Raw genomic sequence first — 17094 nt, 5'->3', positions numbered from 1 at the left:
CGCCCGGGAACGAGGAAGGGCCCCGCCGGAGCGGGGCCCTTCTCATCGTGCGCTCACGCGCCGGCTGTCCTAGTTGTAGGTGCCGGGCGTGTAGTCGTCCGAGCTGAAGCTGTCGAAGTCGACGAAGCTCAGGTCGGACTCGTTGAACACCGACTCATCCGTGAAGATGCGGTTCGGGTAGCGCTCGGCCTTGGCCTCCTCCGTCGCGGTGACGGTGACGTCGCGGTACTTCGCGAGCCCCGTCCCGGCCGGGATCAGCTTGCCGATGATGACGTTCTCCTTGAGGCCCATCAGCGGGTCGGACTTGCCCTCCATGGCGGCCTGCGTGAGCACGCGGGTCGTCTCCTGGAAGGACGCGGCCGACAGCCACGACTCGGTCGCGAGCGAGGCCTTGGTGATGCCCATGACCTCCTGGCGGGCGGAGGCGGTCTTCTTGCCCTCCGTCAGCGTGGCGCGGTTGACCTCGTTGTAGCGGGCCCGGTCGACCAGCTCACCGGGGAGGAGGTCCGTGTCGCCGTGCTCGACGACCGTGACCTTGCGCAGCATCTGCCGCACGATGACCTCGATGTGCTTGTCGTGGATCGGGACGCCCTGCGAGCGGTAGACGCCCTGGACACCGCCCACGAGGTGCTTCTGCACCTCGCGCACGCCCTTGACCCGGAGGACCTCCTTCGGGTCGATGGCGCCGACGTGCAGCTGCTGCCCGAGCTCGACGTGCTGGCCGTCCTCGACGAGGAGGGTCGCGCGCTTGAGCACCGGGTAGACGTGCGGCTCGTCGCCGTTGTCCGGGGTCAGGATCACCTTGCGGCTGCGATCCGTGTCCTCGATCGTGATGCGACCGGCGGCCTCCGCGATGGGCGACGCACCCTTGGGGGTGCGGGCCTCGAAGAGCTCCTGCACGCGGGGCAGACCCTGCGTGATGTCGTCCGCCGATGCCACACCACCGGTGTGGAAGGTGCGCATCGTGAGCTGCGTGCCGGGCTCGCCGATCGACTGGGCCGCGATGATGCCGACGGCCTCGCCGATGTCGACGAGCTTGCCCGTGGCGAGCGAGCGGCCGTAGCAGGCCGCGCACACGCCGACGGCGGACTCGCAGGTCAGGACCGAGCGCACCTTGATCTCGTGCACGCCGGCAGTGATCAGGTGGTCGATCATGACGTCGCCGACGTCGCTGCCCGCGGGGGCGACGACCTCGCCGGCCTCGTTGACCGCGTCGGCGGCCAGCGAGCGGGCGTACACGGAGTTCTCCACGTTGGAGTCGCGGACCGACGAGCCGTCCGCCGCCTGGGTGGCGATGGGCAGGTCGAGGCCGCGGCTCGTGCCGCAGTCGTCCTCGCGGATGATGACGTCCTGCGACACGTCCACCAGACGACGGGTGAGGTACCCGGAGTCGGCGGTGCGCAGCGCGGTGTCGGCCAGTCCCTTGCGAGCGCCGTGGGTGGAGATGAAGTACTCCGCCACCGTCAGGCCCTCGCGGTACGAGTGGACGATCGGGCGGGGGATGATCTCGCCCTTCGGGTTCGACACGAGGCCGCGCATGCCGGCGATCTGGCGGACCTGCATCCAGTTGCCTCGTGCCCCGGAGGACACCATGCGGTTGATGTTGTTGTCGGCGGGGAGGTTGTCCTCCATCGCCTTCGCGACCTCGGCCGTGGCCTTGTTCCAGATCTCGATGAGCTCCTGACGACGCTCGGCGTTCGTCGTGAGGCCCTTCTCGAACTGGCCCTGGACCTTGGCGGCCTGCTTCTCGTAGCCCGACAGGATGGCCGCCTTGGTGGGCGGGGTCAGCACGTCGGAGAGGGCGACCGTGACGCCGGAGCGCGTGGCCCAGTAGAAGCCCGCGTCCTTGATCCGGTCGAGCGCCGCGGCGACCTCCACCTTGGGGTAGCGCTCGGCGAGGTCGTTGACGATCTCGGAGAGCTTGCCCTTGTCGGCGACGGCCTCGATGTAGGGGTAGTCGACCGGCAGGGTCTCGTTGAACAGCGCGCGACCGAGGGTGGTCTCGAGCAGCACGGGACCGACCGTCTTGCCCTTCTCGTCGAGCTCGACGCCCTCGGGCGTCTCGCCCTCGGCGAAGTAGAGGTCGTGCAGGCGGATGCGCACCTTGGCGTTGAGGTCCAGCGAGAGCTGGTCCTTCGCCAGGATGGCCTCGGCCACCGAGCTGAACGCGCGACCCTCACCGGCGACGCCCTCCTTGAGGGTGGTCAGGTGGTGCAGGCCGATGATCATGTCCTGCGTGGGCAGGGTGACCGGGCGTCCGTCCGACGGCTTGAGGATGTTGTTCGAGGCGAGCATCAGGATGCGCGCCTCGGCCTGGGCCTCGACCGACAGGGGCAGGTGGACGGCCATCTGGTCGCCGTCGAAGTCCGCGTTGAACGCGGCGCAGACGAGCGGGTGCAGCTGGATGGCCTTGCCCTCCACGAGCTGGGGCTCGAACGCCTGGATGCCGAGACGGTGGAGCGTGGGCGCGCGGTTGAGCAGCACGGGGCGCTCGCGGATGATCTCCTCGAGCACGTCCCAGACCTGTCCGCGGCTGCGCTCGACCATGCGCTTGGCGGCCTTGATGTTCTGGGCGTGGCTCAGGTCGATCAGGCGCTTGATGACGAACGGCTTGAACAGCTCGAGCGCCATCTGCTTGGGCAGACCGCACTGGTGCAGCTTGAGCTGCGGCCCGACGATGATGACCGAGCGGCCCGAGTAGTCCACGCGCTTGCCGAGCAGGTTCTGGCGGAACCGGCCCTGCTTGCCCTTCAGCATGTCGCTGAGGGACTTGAGCGCGCGGTTGCCGGTGCCCGTGACGGGACGACCGCGGCGGCCGTTGTCGAACAGCGCGTCGACGGCCTCCTGCAGCATGCGCTTCTCGTTGTTCACGATGATCTCGGGGGCGCCGAGATCCAGCAGACGACGGAGGCGGTTGTTGCGGTTGATGACGCGGCGGTACAGGTCGTTCAGGTCGCTGGTCGCGAAGCGGCCGCCGTCGAGCTGCACCATGGGGCGCAGCTCCGGCGGGATGACCGGGACGACCTGCAGCACCATCGCGGCCGGCGAGTTGCCGGTGGCGAGGAAGGAGCTGACGACGCGCAGGCGCTTGATGGCGCGGATCTTCTTCTGGCCCTTGCCGGTGGCGATCTGCTCGCGGAGCAGCTCCCCCTCGGCCTCGAGGTCGAAGGCCTCCAGGCGCTTCTGGATCGCCTCGGCGCCCATGTGGGCCTCGAAGTAGATGCCGAAGCGGTCCTGCAGCTCGTGGAAGACGGCGTCCTCGGGCTTGAGCTCGCCGACCTTGAGGCTGCGGAACTCCTCCCAGACGCGCTCGAGACGGGAGATGTCCTCGTCGAACGCCTTGCGCGTCTGACCCATCTCCTTCTCGGCGCCGTCCTTCGCGCGGCGCTTCTGGTCGCTCTTGGCGCCCTCGGCCTCCAGCGCGGCCAGGTCGGTCTCGAGACGCCCGAGACGCTCGGCGATCTGGCTGTCGCGCTGGTCCTGCAGGGTCTTGATCTCGAGCCGGAGCTCGTTCTCGAGGCCCGGCATGTCCTCGTGACGGGCGTCCTCGTCCACGCTGATCACCATGTACGCGGCGAAGTAGATGACCTTCTCGAGGTCCTTCGGCGCCATGTCGAGCAGGTAGCCGAGGCGCGACGGCACGCCCTTGAAGTACCAGATGTGCGTGACGGGCGCGGCGAGCTCGATGTGGCCCATGCGCTCGCGGCGGACCGCGGACTTGGTGACCTCCACGCCGCAGCGCTCGCAGACGATGCCCTTGAAGCGCACCCGCTTGTACTTGCCGCAGGAGCACTCCCAGTCGCGGCTGGGTCCGAAGATCTGCTCTCCGAAGAGGCCGTCCTTCTCGGGCTTCAGCGTGCGGTAGTTGATGGTCTCGGGCTTCTTGACCTCACCGTGCGACCAGCGGCGGATGTCGTCGGCCGTCGCGAGGCCGATCCGCAGCTCATCGAAAGTTGTTACGTCGAGCAATTTTCCTTCTCTCCTTGGAAAGCTTCGAGTCGAAAGTCTTGAGCGGGCTTAGATGTCGTCGATGCTGGACGACTCGAAGCGGGTGGAGATGTTGATGCCGAGCTCCTCCGCCGCGCGGAAGACCTCGTCATCCGTGTCGCGCAGGCTGACCGCCTGGCCGTCCGCCGAGAGGACCTCGACGTTCAGGCAGAGGGACTGCATCTCCTTGATCAGGACCTTGAAGGACTCGGGGATACCCGGTTCCTGGATGTTCTCGCCCTTGACGATGGCCTCGTACACCTTCACGCGGCCGAGGATGTCGTCCGACTTGATGGTGAGGAGCTCCTGGAGCGCGTAAGCCGCTCCGTATGCCTCGAGCGCCCACACCTCCATCTCGCCGAAGCGCTGGCCGCCGAACTGGGCCTTACCGCCCAGGGGCTGCTGCGTGATCATCGAGTAGGGACCCGTCGAGCGCGCGTGGATCTTGTCGTCCACCAGGTGGTGCAGCTTCAGGATGTACATGTAGCCGACCGAGACGGGCTCCGGGAACGGCTCGCCGGAGCGGCCGTCGAACAGGCGCGTCTTGCCGCTGGACCCGATGAGGCGGTCGCCGTCGCGGGTGACCGTCGTCGAGTCGAGCAGGCCGGCGATCTCCTCCTCGAGCGCTCCGTCGAACACCGGGGTGGCGACCTTCGTGCCGGCCGGGGCCTGGCGCGCGTGGTCCGGCAGGCGCTCGGCCCACTTGGGGCTCCCCTCGACCTCCCAGCCCTGCTTGGCGATCCACCCGAGGTGGGTCTCCAGGACCTGGCCGAAGTTCATGCGGCCGGGGATGCCGAGCGGGTTGAGGATGACGTCGACCGGGGTCCCGTCGGCGAGGAACGGCATGTCCTCGACCGGCAGGATCTTGGAGATGACGCCCTTGTTGCCGTGACGGCCGGCGAGCTTGTCGCCCTCGGTGATCTTGCGCTTCTGCGCGATGAACACCACGACGCGCTGGTTGACGCCCGAGCCGAGCTCGTCGTCGCCGTCCTGCGAGTCGAAGACCTTGACGCCGATGATCGTGCCCTGCTCGCCGTGGGGCACCTTCAGGGACGTGTCGCGGACCTCGCGGCTCTTCTCGTTGAAGATCGCGCGCAGCAGGCGCTCCTCGGCGCTGAGCTCGGTCTCGCCCTTCGGCGTGACCTTGCCCACGAGGATGTCGCCGGGGCGGACCTCGGCGCCGATGCGGATGATGCCGCGCTCGTCGAGGTCGGCGAGCAGCTCCGGGCTGACGTTGGGGAGGTCACGGGTGATCTCCTCCTTGCCGAGCTTGGTGTCGCGCGCGTCGACCTCGTACTCCTCGATGTGGATGGAGGAGAGGGTGTCGTCCTTGACCAGGTTCTGGCTCAGGATGATCGCGTCCTCGAAGTTGTGGCCCTCCCACGGCATGAACGCGACGAGCAGGTTCTTGCCGAGCGCGAGCTCGCCGTTCTCCGTGGCGGGGCCGTCGGCGATGACCTCGCCGGCCTCGATGCGGTCGCCGGCCGAGACCAGGACGCGGTGGTTGTAGCTCGTGCCCTGGTTGGAGCGGTCGAACTTGCGCAGGTAGTAGGTCTGCGTGCCGCCCTCGTCGAGCTGGATGGTGACGACCTCGGCCGACACCTCCTGCACGACGCCCGAGGCGTCGGCCGTGAGGACGTCGCCGGCGTCGATCGCCGCGTAGCCCTCCATGCCGGTGCCGACGAGCGGGCTCTCGCTGCGCAGCAGCGGGACGGCCTGACGCTGCATGTTCGCGCCCATGAGGGCCCGGTTCGCGTCGTCGTGCTCGAGGAACGGGATGAGCGAGGTCGCGACCGACACCATCTGGCGCGGGGAGACGTCCATGTAATGGACGTTCTCCTTCGCGACGAGCTCCACCTCACCGCCCTTGGGGCGGACGAGGACGCGGTCCTCCGCGAAGCGGAAGTCCTTCGTGAGGGGCGCGTTGGCCTGGGCGACGAGGAACTCGTCCTCCTCGCTGGCCGTGAGGTAGTCGATCTGCTCGGTGACCACGCCGTCGACGACGCGACGGTACGGGGTCTCGATGAAGCCGAACGAGTTGATGCGGGCGAACGACGCCAGCGAGCCGATCAGGCCGATGTTCGGGCCCTCAGGGGTCTCGATGGGGCACATGCGGCCGTAGTGCGACGGGTGGACGTCGCGGACCTCGACGCCGGCGCGCTCACGGGACAGACCACCCGGGCCGAGCGCCGAGAGGCGGCGCTTGTGGGTGAGACCCGCGAGCGGGTTGTTCTGGTCCATGAACTGCGACAGCTGGCTCGTGCCGAAGAACTCCTTGATCGCGGCGACGACGGGGCGCACGTTGATCAGGGTCTGGGGCGTGATGGCCTCGATGTCCTGCGTGGTCATGCGCTCGCGGACGACGCGCTCCATGCGGGAGAGGCCGGTGCGCACCTGGTTCTGGATGAGCTCGCCGACCGCGCGGATGCGGCGGTTGCCGAAGTGGTCGATGTCGTCCACGTCGAGGCGCAGCTCGACGGGCTTGCCGTCGCGCGTGCCGTTCATCTTGGTCTCGTTCGCGTGGAGCGAGACGAGGTACTTGATGGTCGCGAGGATGTCCTCGACCGTGAGCACCGAGTCGGTCAGCTGCTTGTCGATGCCGAGCTTGCGGTTGATCTTGTAGCGACCCACCTTCGCCAGGTCGTAGCGCTTCGGGTTGAAGTAGAAGTTGTCGAGCAGCGCGCGCGCGGCCTCGGCGGCGACCTGCTCGCCGGGACGGAGCTTGCGGTAGATGTCCTTGAGGGCCTCCTCCTTGGTGAGGATGGAGTCCTTCTCGAGCGTGAGCTCGATGGACGCGACGCCCTTGAACTCCTCGAGGATCTGCTCGCTGGTGAGGCCGAGGGCCTTCAGGAACACGGTGACCGACTGCTTGCGCTTGCGGTCGATGCGCACGCCGACCTGGTCGCGCTTGTCGATCTCGAACTCGAGCCAGGCGCCGCGGGACGGGATGACGCGGGCGGAGTAGATGTCCTTGTCGGAGGTCTTCTCCTGCTGGCGCTCGAAGTACACGCCGGGCGAGCGGACGAGCTGGGACACGACGACACGCTCGGTGCCGTTGATGATGAACGTGCCCTTCTCCGTCATGAGGGGGAAGTCGCCCATGAAGACCGTCTGGGTCTTGATCTCACCCGTGAGGTGGTTCATGAACTCGGCCTCGACGTACAGGGGGGCGGAGTAGGTCTTGCCGCGCTCCTTGCACTCGTCGATGGAGTACTTCTGCTCCTCGAGGTACGGGTTCGTGAACCCGAGCTGCATGGTCTCGCCCAGGTCCTCGATGGGGGAGATCTCCTCGAAGATCTCCTCGAGGCCCGAGTTGAGCGCGAGGTCGGTGCGACCCTGCTTGGTGCCCTCCTCGACGCGCCGCTTCCACACGTCCGAGCCGACGAGCCAGTCGAAGCTCTCGGTCTGCAGGGCGAGCAGGTCGGGGACGGTGAGGGTGTCAGTGATCTTCGCGAACGAGAGCCGCGATGCGTCGCGACCGTTCTGGGGAGTGGGAGTTGCGTTGCGCGCAGCAGCCAAGGAAATTACCTCCGTGGGCCCCGTCGGGCTCCGATGTCGTCGATACGCCGAGACCGACCCGGGTTGTCACCCGTGCCGATCCTGATTGGAGTTGCTCGCCACACCTCGCGGGTGGGGCTCGGGATGGACCCGAGCGCACACGATGACCGACCGCAATATGAAGGCAAAAGGGAGTGGGAGCGCAAAGGATCACCATACGGGTCGCGACGCGCCATGTCCAGCGGAATCTTGCATCCTCGGCGTGTCTCGGTGTATAACGTCCGGTCGCCCTCTCGCCGGACCGCTCGGCCCGCGTAGCGTCGGGGCATGAGCGATCCCTGGCACGTGTCCCCCGGCGGCCTCTCGCACGTGCACCGGGCGGGCGACGTCGAGATCCGGAAGGCCTCCGTGGGGCCCATGGACAACGACGCCTACCTCCTCACCGACCTCGACTCCGGCGAGCGCCTGCTGGTCGATGCGGCGGCCGACGTCGACCGCCTCCTCGGCCTCGTCGCCGAGCCGGATCCCGTCGGCCGCCTCGCCGTCGTCGTCACCACCCACGGGCACGCCGACCACCACGGCGCCCTCGCGGCCGTCCTCGACGCGACCGAGGCGGACGCCGCCGTCGGCGCGGACGACGCGGGCGACCTGCCCGTCGACGCCGACCGACGGCTCGCGCACGGCGACCGGGTGACCTTCGGCGGGGTGACGCTCGAGGTCATCGCCCTCCGCGGCCACACGCCCGGCAGCGTCGCGCTCGTCCTCGAGCCGGGCGACGGGAGCGTCCATCTCTTCACGGGCGACTCGCTCTTCCCGGGCGGCGTGGGCGACACGCAGGGCGACGCGGGCCGCTTCCGGCAGCTGATGGACGACGTGGAGGAACGGCTCTTCGCGCGCTTCCCCGACGACGCGCACGTGCACCCCGGCCACGGCGACTCGACGACGCTCGGCGCCGAGCGCGGATCGCTCGCCGAGTGGTGGGCGCGCGGCTGGTGACGGGTCGCCCGGCGGCCGGGCCCTGGCCCGCAGCGGGCGCCTAGGCTGAGGAGATGCCCGAGCACCCGTCGACCGTCCTGTCCCTGAGCGGGCACCGGGCCGTCATCGAGCCCGACCGGTTCGTGCCGGGCGCGTACCAGCTCGTGGTCGACGGGACGCCCCAGTCGCACGTGAACATGGACGACCCGGGCGAGCTGTTCTTCGAGTACGTGCAGCGGATGGGCCACGTCATCGACCTGCTCGGCGACCCCGGGCAGGCGATCACCGCGCTGCACCTCGGCGCCGGCGCGCTCACCATCCCGCGGTACGTCGAGGCGACCCGGCCCGGATCACGCCAGCAGGTCCTCGAGCTCGAGCAGGACCTCGTGGAGCTCGTGCGCGAGCACCTGCCGTGGTCGCGCAAGGCCTCCATCCGGGTGCGGTACGGCGACGCGCGCGAGGTGATGGGCCGGCTGCCGCAGGGGCTCCGCGGATCCGTCGACCTCGTCGTCACGGACGTGTTCAGCGGCGCCCGCACGCCCGCCCACATCACGAGCCGCGAGTTCCACGCGGAGGCGGCGGCGTTCCTCGCGCCCGGCGGGATCATGACCGTCAACGTCGCCGACGGCCACGGCCTCGCGTTCGCGCGCGGGCAGGCCGCGACGATCCAGGACGTCCTGCCGCACGTCGCCGCGCTCGCCGAGACGCAGGTGCTGAAGGGCAGGCGGTTCGGCAACGTCGTGTTCGCCGCGTCGGCCACGCCCCTGCCGCTCGACTTCGTGCCGCGGCTGCTCGCGGGCGGCCCTCACCCGGCCAAGGTCGTCGAGGGCCGCGAGCTCGCCCACTTCATCGCCGGCGCCTCCGTCGTCACCGACGCCACGGCCGTGCCGTCGCCCTCCCCCGCCCGCAGCGTCTTCCAGACGAGGCCCTGACCCGCCTCCCCCGGGCACCGAGGCCCGCCGAACCACCGGAGTCCCCATGAACCGCCGCTCCCGCACCCGCCCGGCGCGCCTCGCCGCGCTCGGGCTCGCCGCCCTGGTGGCGCTCACGGGCTGCACCACCGACGACGGCTCCCCGGTGGACGTCCGCGCCACCGAGCCGCCGGCGCCCTCCCCCACCAGCACCGACGCCGCGCCCGCGGGCGTCGCGCCGTCCGGCACGCCGACGGCGATCACGACGGGACTCGTGTCGCCGTGGTCGGTCGCCGAGCACGCATCCGGATCCCTCCTCGTGAGCGAGCGCGACACGGCCCGCATCGTGGAGGTGCTCGGGGACGGGGCGACGCGCGTCGCCGGCACGGTCGCGGGCGTGGGCCCGCTCGGCGAGGGCGGGCTGCTCGGCATCGCGCTGCGCGAGGCCGACGGCGGCACGCAGCTGTACGCGTACCTCACGAGCGCCGTCGACAACCGCATCGTGCGCATGGACGTGACGGGCGAGCCGGGATCCCTCGGGCTCGGGCCGGCCGAGGACGTCGTGACGGGGATCCCGCGCGACGCGAACCACAACGGCGGCCGCATCGCGTTCGGGCCCGACGGGATGCTCTACGCCACCACGGGTGACGCGAACCTCCGCGACGCCGCGCAGGACCCGATCTCGCTCGCCGGCAAGATCCTGCGCCTCACGCCCGACGGCCAGGGCCCGTCGGACAACCCGACGCCCGGGTCGCCCGTCTACTCGATGGGCCACCGGAACCCGCAGGGCATCGCGTGGGACGCGGAGGGGAACCTCTGGTCGTCGGAGTTCGGCCAGGACACCTGGGACGAGCTGAACCTCATCGAGCCGGGCGGGAACTACGGCTGGCCGGTCGTGGAGGGCGCGACGGACGACGCGGCGGACGACGGGTACATCGATCCCGTGCGCCAGTGGCGGACCGACGACGCGAGCCCGAGCGGCATCGCGATCTCGGGCGACACCATCTTCATGGCGGGCCTCGGCGGCCAGCGCCTCTGGGTGATCCGGCCGACCGCCGTGCCCACCGACCCCATCCCCGACGACCGGGTCACCGAGTTCTACACGCGGGAGTTCGGGCGGATCCGCGACGTGCAGGCCGCGCCCGACGGGTCGCTGCGCATGCTCACGAACAACACCGACGGCCGCGGCGCACCGCGCGAGGGCGACGACAAGCTGCTCCGGGTCGAGCTCATGCCGATCCAGGCGGGATAATCTCTTCCTCGTGACAGGCACCGCGATCATCATCGGCTACGACAGGGACACCCTCCGGGAGAAGGTGGACCTGCGGGCGGCCGGCGAGCGCCTGGACGAGCTCGAGGCCCTGCGCAGCCTCTCCGCCATCACCGAGAAGGTCGCGCTGCTGCGCATGCTCGGCCGGCTCGACGAGGCGTGGGACATGGCGAACGCGGCCGTGCGCCAGGCGCGCTTCACGGGCGACCGGGAGACGCTGCTCGCGTGCCGCATCCGCCGCGCGCAGGTGCAGCAGTACCAGGGCAAGCTCGACATCGCGCTGCAGGACCTGGGCGGCTGCGTCGACGAGGCCCGCGCCCACGAGTGGTACGCGCTGGAGGCGTTCGCGCTGCAGCACCGCGGCAAGGTGCACTTCGACCGCGGCGACTACCGCCTCGCGCTCAGCGACTTCGAGGACGCCTACACGCTCCGCACCCGCGAGGGCCTGCCGAGCGACCAGCTCGAGAGCTCGGCGCTCGCCATCGACGTCGCCAAGGAGCGCATCGCCGCCCAGCCCGCGTGATGGGCTCGCTCCTCCCCCGGCTCGCGGCGGCCGGCCGTGGCTGACCTCGCCCGCGTGCGCGTCTGGGCCGAGGCCCTCATCGCGCTGCACCTGGATCCCTCGTGGACGTTCGCGTTCGACCACGCCCGCACGCGCGCCGGCGCCTGCCACTACGGCGAGAGGCGGATCACGGTCTCGCGCCACCTCGCCGGGCGGTTCGAGGACGACGAGATCCACCAGGTGCTGCTGCACGAGGTCGCGCACGCGCTCGCCGGATCCCGCGCGGGCCACGGCCCGAGGTGGAAGCGGACGGCCGCCGAGCTCGGCTACGAGGGGTCGCGGCTGCACTCCGGCCAGGTCGCCGAGGACCTCGCGCCGTGGGTGGGCGCGTGCCCGGCCGGCCACGCGCACTTCCGCTACCGGAAGCCGACCCGGCCGCTCGCCTGCGGGTTGTGCTCGAAGCGGTTCGACGCCGCCCACATCATCACGTGGACGAAGCGCGAGGTGCCGTCGGGTGCCGCCGCCGCGTCGTCGGCCGGGCGTCGCGAGGGGGCCGCGTGAGCCGGGCACCCGGATCCGAGCGGCCGACCGGCCAGTGGATCGACGACCCCGACGGCCTGCGCTGGTTCCTCGACACGGGCGCCGTGAGCCTCGACCTCGCCTACACGGGCGCCCTCGGGGATCCGGAGCCGCGCGAGACGCTGCCCGACGCGGCCGCGCTCGGCGGCTGGCTGAGCGAGCACCTCGCGCCCGTCTCCGAGCCGACCGAGCGCGACCTCGCGGACGCGCGCACGCTCCGGCAGGCGATCGGCGACATCGCCGCCGCGCTCGCCGACGGACGCGAGCCCGAGCCGCGCGACGTCGACGTGCTCAACCTCTACGCGGCGACGCCCGACCTGCCGCCTGCGCTCGGCGGCGGATCCCGCCAGGCCGGCCGCGCGCTCGCCCGGCCCGCGCAGGCGCTCGCGTCCGCCGCGCGCGACGCGGTGGCGGTGTTCGGGGCGGGATCCGAGCGGATCCACCGCTGCTCGGCCGACGACTGCACCGTGCTCTACCTCGACACGACCCGTTCGGGCACCCGCCGCTGGTGCTCGATGCGGCGCTGCGGCAACCGCGCGAAGGTGCGTGCGCACCGCGCCCGGCAGCTCCGGGAGCGGCGGACGGGGATCCCGGCGCGCGTGGCCCCGGTGCGCCCCACGCCCGCGTCCGTCCCCGGCGCCGGGGACGACGACGGCCCGGGAGCCTGAGCCCCCGGGCCGTGATCGGCGATCCGCGTCACTCGCCGACGCGGACCTCCTTCCAGAACGCGACGTAGCCGCTGTAGTCCTTCCCGACGCGGTCGAACGACGACGGGATGGGCGTCGGGTACGACCAGGCGCGGTCCTGCAGCACGGTCTCGCCGTCCTTGACGGAGAAGTACTGGGTGTCGCCCTTCCACGGGCAGTGGTACGGCGTGGACGTCTCGGCGAGGAGCGACATGTCGACGCTCGCGGGCGGGAAGTACCAGTTGCCCTCGATCTCGATGAGCTCGTCCTTCGGGGCCTCGGCGACGGTGACGCCGTTGATGACTGCCTTCATGTGATGACCTTCCGGTTCCGTGGCGTCGTGACGGTGCGGCGCCTGATGCCCAGGGGAACACGCGCTCCTGGGCGCCCATTCCGCGCGGATCCGGAACGGCCCGGCGCGTGCGTCGGCGGGTCGTCACGCCAGCCTCAGGCGTCGCGGTGGATGCGGTGCACGACGACGTCGGCGGGCCCGGCGGCGAGCGCCTCGGCGACCAGCCCGTCGTGCCCGGCGGCGTCGAGCCGGCGGGCCGAGACGCTCGCCGTGAGCAGGTGCCCGACGGCCGGCCGCAGCTGCTGGTAGGCGGCGCACGCCACGGCGGCCTCGGGCGACGTCGCGTCGATCCCGAGCGCGGCGAGCGCGTCGACCACGGCGCCCGCGGCGAGCTGGTCCTCGGCGCAGGCGCGCCAGGATCCGTCGGCCTCGACCGCGCCCGCGGCGACCACGGCCACGTACGCGCGGCGGCCGAGCGCCTCCTGGAGGGCGAGGATCCACGCGGCGACGGCGGGCGCGTCCCGGAGGCCGGCGCTCACGACGGCCGGGCGCGCGGGCATGGTCGCGAGGACCTCGTCGCGGCGCGCGGCCGTGGGCGGCGGGACGGAGGGCAGGGCGTCGACCCAGACGATGACGTCGGCGCCGGTCGCGATGCGGCGGGCACCGGCCACGCCGCCGTCGAGCCGGACCTGGTAGCGGGCCTGCGTCGACGGGTCGGGGTGCGCGGCGTCAGCGGAGGAGGTCACGATCCGATGCTACGGGCGTCCACGGCCCGGACCCTCCGCGGATGACGCGGCGCGACGGCTCGGGCGCCCCGCGGCGCATGGCCTGGCGGATCACCTCGAAGTCGTCGCGCGTGATCTCCAGCAGCCCGGGGGCGAGCTTCCGGCCCCACTCGAGCGAGTCGCGCGTGAAGTCGAGCACGGGCACGAGCGGCCGGATGGGCGCGTCGACCGCGCCGAGGTCCCAGTCCATGCGGCGACGCCACGGCCGCCACTCGCCCACGCGGCCCTGGTACGGCGCGGCGTCGGCGACCCGGCCGATGGCGGTGAAGGAGCGCAGGAGCTGCCCGTCGGGGTAGGACTCGCGCGGCGAGTAGTAGACGAAGCCGTCGGCCTCGCCGAGCCGCTCCACGGGCTCGCGGGCGCCGCGGTTGACCTGCGCGATGCCGAGGTCCAGGCCGTCGAGCACGCGGTCGCGCGAGACGACGCCCACCCAGTACCTGATCATGTCCGTCCCATCCTGTCCCACGGCGGCCGGGCGCCGGGCACGCCCAGCCGCGCGGAGCATGCTGGGGTCATGCGCGTGCTGCTGAAGACCATCCTCGACTGCGATCCCGACGCCGCCTGGCGCGCGCTCCACTCGCCCACCGTCATGCGGGAGGTCGCGGGCCCGCTCGTCGACTTCGTGCCGCTGGAGGACGGCGGCTTCCCGAGCAGCTGGGACGGCCGCGAGCACGTGGCCGCGATGCAGGCCGGGCCCTTCACGGCGGGGCGCCAGGGCATCCGCCTCCGCGACATGAAGCCGCGCGTCGAGGGCGTGCGCATCGTGCGCGACGACGGGCACGGGCTCTCCGGGCTCATGTCGATCCCCACGAGCATGCGGCACAGCATGGCCGTCTCCGCGGATCCCGCGGGCCCCGACGAGGACGGCCGCGTGAAGACCCTCTTCCGCGACCAGCTCGAGTTCGAGGCCGGGCTCCTCGGCCCCGCGATGTGGCCGACCTTCTGGGCGTTCTGGCAGTGGCGGGCGTTCCGGCTGCGCCAGCTCGCGCCGACGTGGGCGTACGACTGGGAGCCCGCGGCCGAGGACGACGCCGACGCCGACGCAGACGCCGACGCCGCGGACGCCGCGGGGCCGACCGGCCGCTGACGGCCCGCGCGGCCCGACGCGTACGGTGTCCCCATGCCCTCCGCCGAGACCGCCCTCCACGTCGCCGACTGGCGCCGCCGCACCCACGAGCTCTACGCGGAGGTGCGCTGGGTCGCGCAGACGGATCCCGCCGCCGCGCACGCGCTCTGGCGCCGCACCCGCGACGACATGTTCCGCAGCCACCCCGCGACGCCGCTCCTGCCCGAGCACCGCGCGGACTTCGAGCGGCTCGACGTGGCGGAGTACGACCCGGCCTGGCGGTTCGAGCTGGAGATCCACGACGACCGCGGCGAGCAGCGCCACGAGGTCGAGACGGGCACCGACGGCGTCGTCCCGTTCGAGCTGCTCGGATCCGTGCACCTGCCCGCAGCATCCGGCCGCGACGAGGCGACCCTCGACGTCTGGCGCCTCGCGAGCTACGGCGGCGGCCTGCACCTGCCCGTCAAGGACGCGTCGCACCGGCGCGAGGGCGGCACCTACGGGGGCGGCCGCTACCTGCTCGACACGGTGAAGGGATCCGACCTCGGGCAGGGCGCGCCGGGCTCGATCGTGGTCGACCTCAACTTCGCCTACAACCCCTCCTGTGCCTACGACCCCGAGTGGGCCTGCCCCCTCGCGCCGGCCGGCAACGTGCTCGACTTCGAGGTCCCCGTGGGCGAGATGGGCTTCTCCCCGAGCTGACCTGCTACGGTGGGGGCACTTGCGAGCACATCTCCGTGCTCCCTGCGTCGAGAGAACGCGTTCCCTCCTCGTCCCGATCAGATCGCCGCACAGGCCGACGGGGCCGAGTGACATCTTTCTTACGGCGAACGGATGCGCCCATCGGCGCCTTCGCCATCCTCCGCTTCCGTGCGTGGTCGCACATCCCGAGAACGCACACCGGGGCGGACCCCTGCCTGGAAGGCAACTCCCCCGAATGACCACTGACACCTTCGGCGCGCTCGGCGTGCCCGCACCCCTCGTCTCCGCCCTCACGGCGAACGGCATCACGACGCCGTTCCCCATCCAGGTGGACACGCTGCCCGACACCCTGAACGGCCGCGACGTCCTGGGCCGCGGCAAGACCGGCTCCGGCAAGACGCTGGCCTTCGCCATCCCGATGATCGCGCGCCTCGGCGGCGGGCTCGCCGGCGGCCGTCGTCGTCCGGGCCGCCCGCTCGGCCTCATCCTCGCGCCGACCCGCGAGCTCGCCACGCAGATCACGGCCGCCATGGCGCCGCTGGCCGAGGCGTACAACCTCACCACCACGACGATCTTCGGCGGCGTCTCGCAGCAGCGCCAGGTCGCGGCCCTCAAGGCCGGCGTCGACGTGGTCGTGGCCTGCCCCGGCCGCCTCGAGGACCTCATGAAGCAGGGCTTCGTGAACCTCGACGCCGTGGAGATCACCGTCCTCGACGAGGCCGACCACATGGCCGACCTGGGCTTCCTGCCCGTCGTCACGCGGATCCTCGACAAGACCCCGAACACCGGCCAGCGCATGCTGTTCTCCGCCACGCTCGACAACGGCGTGGACAAGCTGGTCCGCCGCTACCTGCACGACCAGGTGCTGCACTCCGTCGACGAGGCGAACTCGCCCGTCGCGGCCATGACGCACCACGTGTTCGAGGCGACCGACGTCGAGGCCAAGCGCCTCCTCGTGCAGAAGCTCGCGTCCGGCTCCGGCCGCCGCATCCTCTTCATGCGCACCAAGCACCACGCCAAGAAGCTCGCGAAGCAGCTCACCGACTCGGGCATCCCGTCGGTGGACCTGCACGGCAACCTCTCGCAGGTCGCCCGCGACCGCAACCTGGCCGCGTTCTCCGCGGGCGACGTCAAGGTCCTCGTGGCCACCGACGTCGCGGCGCGCGGCGTGCACGTCGACGACATCGAGCTCGTGATCCACGTCGACCCGCCGGCCGAGCACAAGGCGTACCTGCACCGCTCGGGCCGCACGGCGCGCGCGGGCTCCGCGGGCGACGTCGTCACGATCATGCTGCCGGCGCAGCGCAAGGACGTGCAGCTCCTGATGCGCAAGGCCGACATCCACGTCACGCCGCAGCAGGTCACCGAGTCCTCCCCCGCCGTGGCCGAGCTGACGGGCGCCGTCGCGGCGTACGTGAAGCCCGCGCCGCGCGAGACGAAGTCGGTCCGCGAGACCACCCAGCGCCAGTCGCAGGGCGGCCGCGCGAACGGCGGCGGACGCTCGCAGGGCGCCAACGCGCAGCGCAAGCGCGCGGCCCGCGACGGGGCTCCCGTCGGCGGCCGCCGCGAGGGCGCCGCGTCGGGTCGTCGCGACGGCGCCGCCTCGGGCGGACAGCGCGGCGGCAGCACGCCCCGCACCTTCAGCACCTCCTCCGAGGGCTTCGGCGGCGGCTCGTCCGCCGCCCCCTCGCGTCCCCGCCAGGACCGCCCCGCGGCCTCCGGCGGCGCCGCGGCCGGCGGTCGTGCGCGCACGCACCGCCGCGTCTCCAGCGGACGCTAGACCGCTCGGCGCGCACCGCGCGTCCGCGTGATCCGGAGGGCCCTCGTCATCGACGGGGGCC

Annotated in this window: 14 protein-coding genes; 9 read left to right on the top strand and 5 right to left on the bottom strand. The window is 71.7% G+C overall.

Features of this window, described 5'->3' with window-relative positions:
* Window positions 1–69: 69 nt before the first annotated feature.
* Both ACMT9T_RS12270 and rpoB read right to left on the bottom strand, forming a co-directional pair.
* Complete coding sequence (locus ACMT9T_RS12270; protein ID WP_414745794.1) at window positions 70–3969, bottom strand: DNA-directed RNA polymerase subunit beta'; 3900 nt, start codon at window positions 3967–3969, stop codon at window positions 70–72.
* Between the two features lie 48 nt (window positions 3970–4017).
* Complete coding sequence (gene rpoB, locus ACMT9T_RS12265; protein WP_414745793.1) at window positions 4018–7506, bottom strand: DNA-directed RNA polymerase subunit beta; 3489 nt, start codon at window positions 7504–7506, stop codon at window positions 4018–4020.
* 306 nt (window positions 7507–7812) lie between these two features.
* Between rpoB and ACMT9T_RS12260 the strand changes: the two genes are divergently transcribed.
* The 6 genes from ACMT9T_RS12260 to ACMT9T_RS12235 are packed head-to-tail and all read left to right on the top strand — an operon-like array spanning window position 7813 to window position 12390.
* Window positions 7813–8481, top strand: coding sequence for an MBL fold metallo-hydrolase (locus tag ACMT9T_RS12260; RefSeq protein WP_414745792.1), 669 nt, complete (start codon window positions 7813–7815; stop codon window positions 8479–8481).
* 53 nt (window positions 8482–8534) lie between these two features.
* Window positions 8535–9392, top strand: a complete 858-nt coding sequence (locus ACMT9T_RS12255) for a spermidine synthase (protein ID WP_414745791.1) — start codon at window positions 8535–8537, stop codon at window positions 9390–9392.
* Between the two features lie 46 nt (window positions 9393–9438).
* Window positions 9439–10623, top strand: a complete 1185-nt coding sequence (locus tag ACMT9T_RS12250) for a PQQ-dependent sugar dehydrogenase (RefSeq protein ID WP_414745790.1) — start codon at window positions 9439–9441, stop codon at window positions 10621–10623.
* 10 nt (window positions 10624–10633) lie between these two features.
* A complete protein-coding gene (locus ACMT9T_RS12245) occupies window positions 10634–11164 on the top strand; it encodes a hypothetical protein (protein ID WP_043561078.1) in 531 nt (176 codons plus the stop codon).
* Between the two features lie 36 nt (window positions 11165–11200).
* Window positions 11201–11704: a SprT-like domain-containing protein gene (locus ACMT9T_RS12240; RefSeq protein ID WP_414745789.1), complete on the top strand. Its 504-nt coding sequence runs from the start codon at window positions 11201–11203 to the stop codon at window positions 11702–11704.
* The gene (locus ACMT9T_RS12235; protein WP_414745788.1) at window positions 11701–12390 is read left to right on the top strand and encodes a CGNR zinc finger domain-containing protein; all 690 of its coding nucleotides are present in this window, start codon (window positions 11701–11703) and stop codon (window positions 12388–12390) included. The genes ACMT9T_RS12240 and ACMT9T_RS12235 overlap by 4 nt, the downstream gene beginning before the upstream one ends.
* Before the next feature lie 28 nt (window positions 12391–12418).
* Here the strand turns inward: ACMT9T_RS12235 and ACMT9T_RS12230 are convergent, their stop codons facing one another.
* From ACMT9T_RS12230 to ACMT9T_RS12220, 3 genes are read right to left on the bottom strand one after another with little or no spacing between them, the layout of a single operon-like run.
* Window positions 12419–12811, bottom strand: coding sequence for a DUF427 domain-containing protein (locus tag ACMT9T_RS12230; RefSeq protein WP_489672273.1), 393 nt, complete (start codon window positions 12809–12811; stop codon window positions 12419–12421).
* 44 nt (window positions 12812–12855) lie between these two features.
* Window positions 12856–13446, bottom strand: a complete 591-nt coding sequence (locus ACMT9T_RS12225) for a 2-phosphosulfolactate phosphatase (RefSeq protein ID WP_116054395.1) — start codon at window positions 13444–13446, stop codon at window positions 12856–12858.
* Window positions 13430–13930, bottom strand: a complete 501-nt coding sequence (locus tag ACMT9T_RS12220; RefSeq protein WP_094127706.1) for an EVE domain-containing protein — start codon at window positions 13928–13930, stop codon at window positions 13430–13432. The genes ACMT9T_RS12225 and ACMT9T_RS12220 overlap by 17 nt, the downstream gene beginning before the upstream one ends.
* A gap of 69 nt (window positions 13931–13999) precedes the next feature.
* Here ACMT9T_RS12220 and ACMT9T_RS12215 point away from each other — a divergent pair, with 69 nt between their 5' ends.
* The 3 genes from ACMT9T_RS12215 (at window position 14000) to ACMT9T_RS12205 (ending at window position 17033) form a co-directional block, all read left to right on the top strand.
* Entirely contained in the window at window positions 14000–14572 is a 573-nt protein-coding gene (locus tag ACMT9T_RS12215) for a hypothetical protein (protein WP_414745786.1), read from the top strand.
* A gap of 33 nt (window positions 14573–14605) precedes the next feature.
* Entirely contained in the window at window positions 14606–15253 is a 648-nt protein-coding gene (locus ACMT9T_RS12210) for a DUF1684 domain-containing protein (RefSeq protein WP_414745785.1), read from the top strand.
* A gap of 235 nt (window positions 15254–15488) precedes the next feature.
* Complete coding sequence (locus tag ACMT9T_RS12205; protein ID WP_414745784.1) at window positions 15489–17033, top strand: DEAD/DEAH box helicase; 1545 nt, start codon at window positions 15489–15491, stop codon at window positions 17031–17033.
* Window positions 17034–17094 lie beyond the last annotated feature (61 nt).

The sequence above is a fragment of the Clavibacter vidaverae genome, from assembly GCF_047529985.1.
Taxonomy (GTDB): Bacteria; Actinomycetota; Actinomycetes; order Actinomycetales; family Microbacteriaceae; genus Clavibacter; species Clavibacter nebraskensis_A.
Note: the sequence above shows the minus strand (reverse complement) of the source record. Positions and strands in the feature narration are given on the sequence as shown.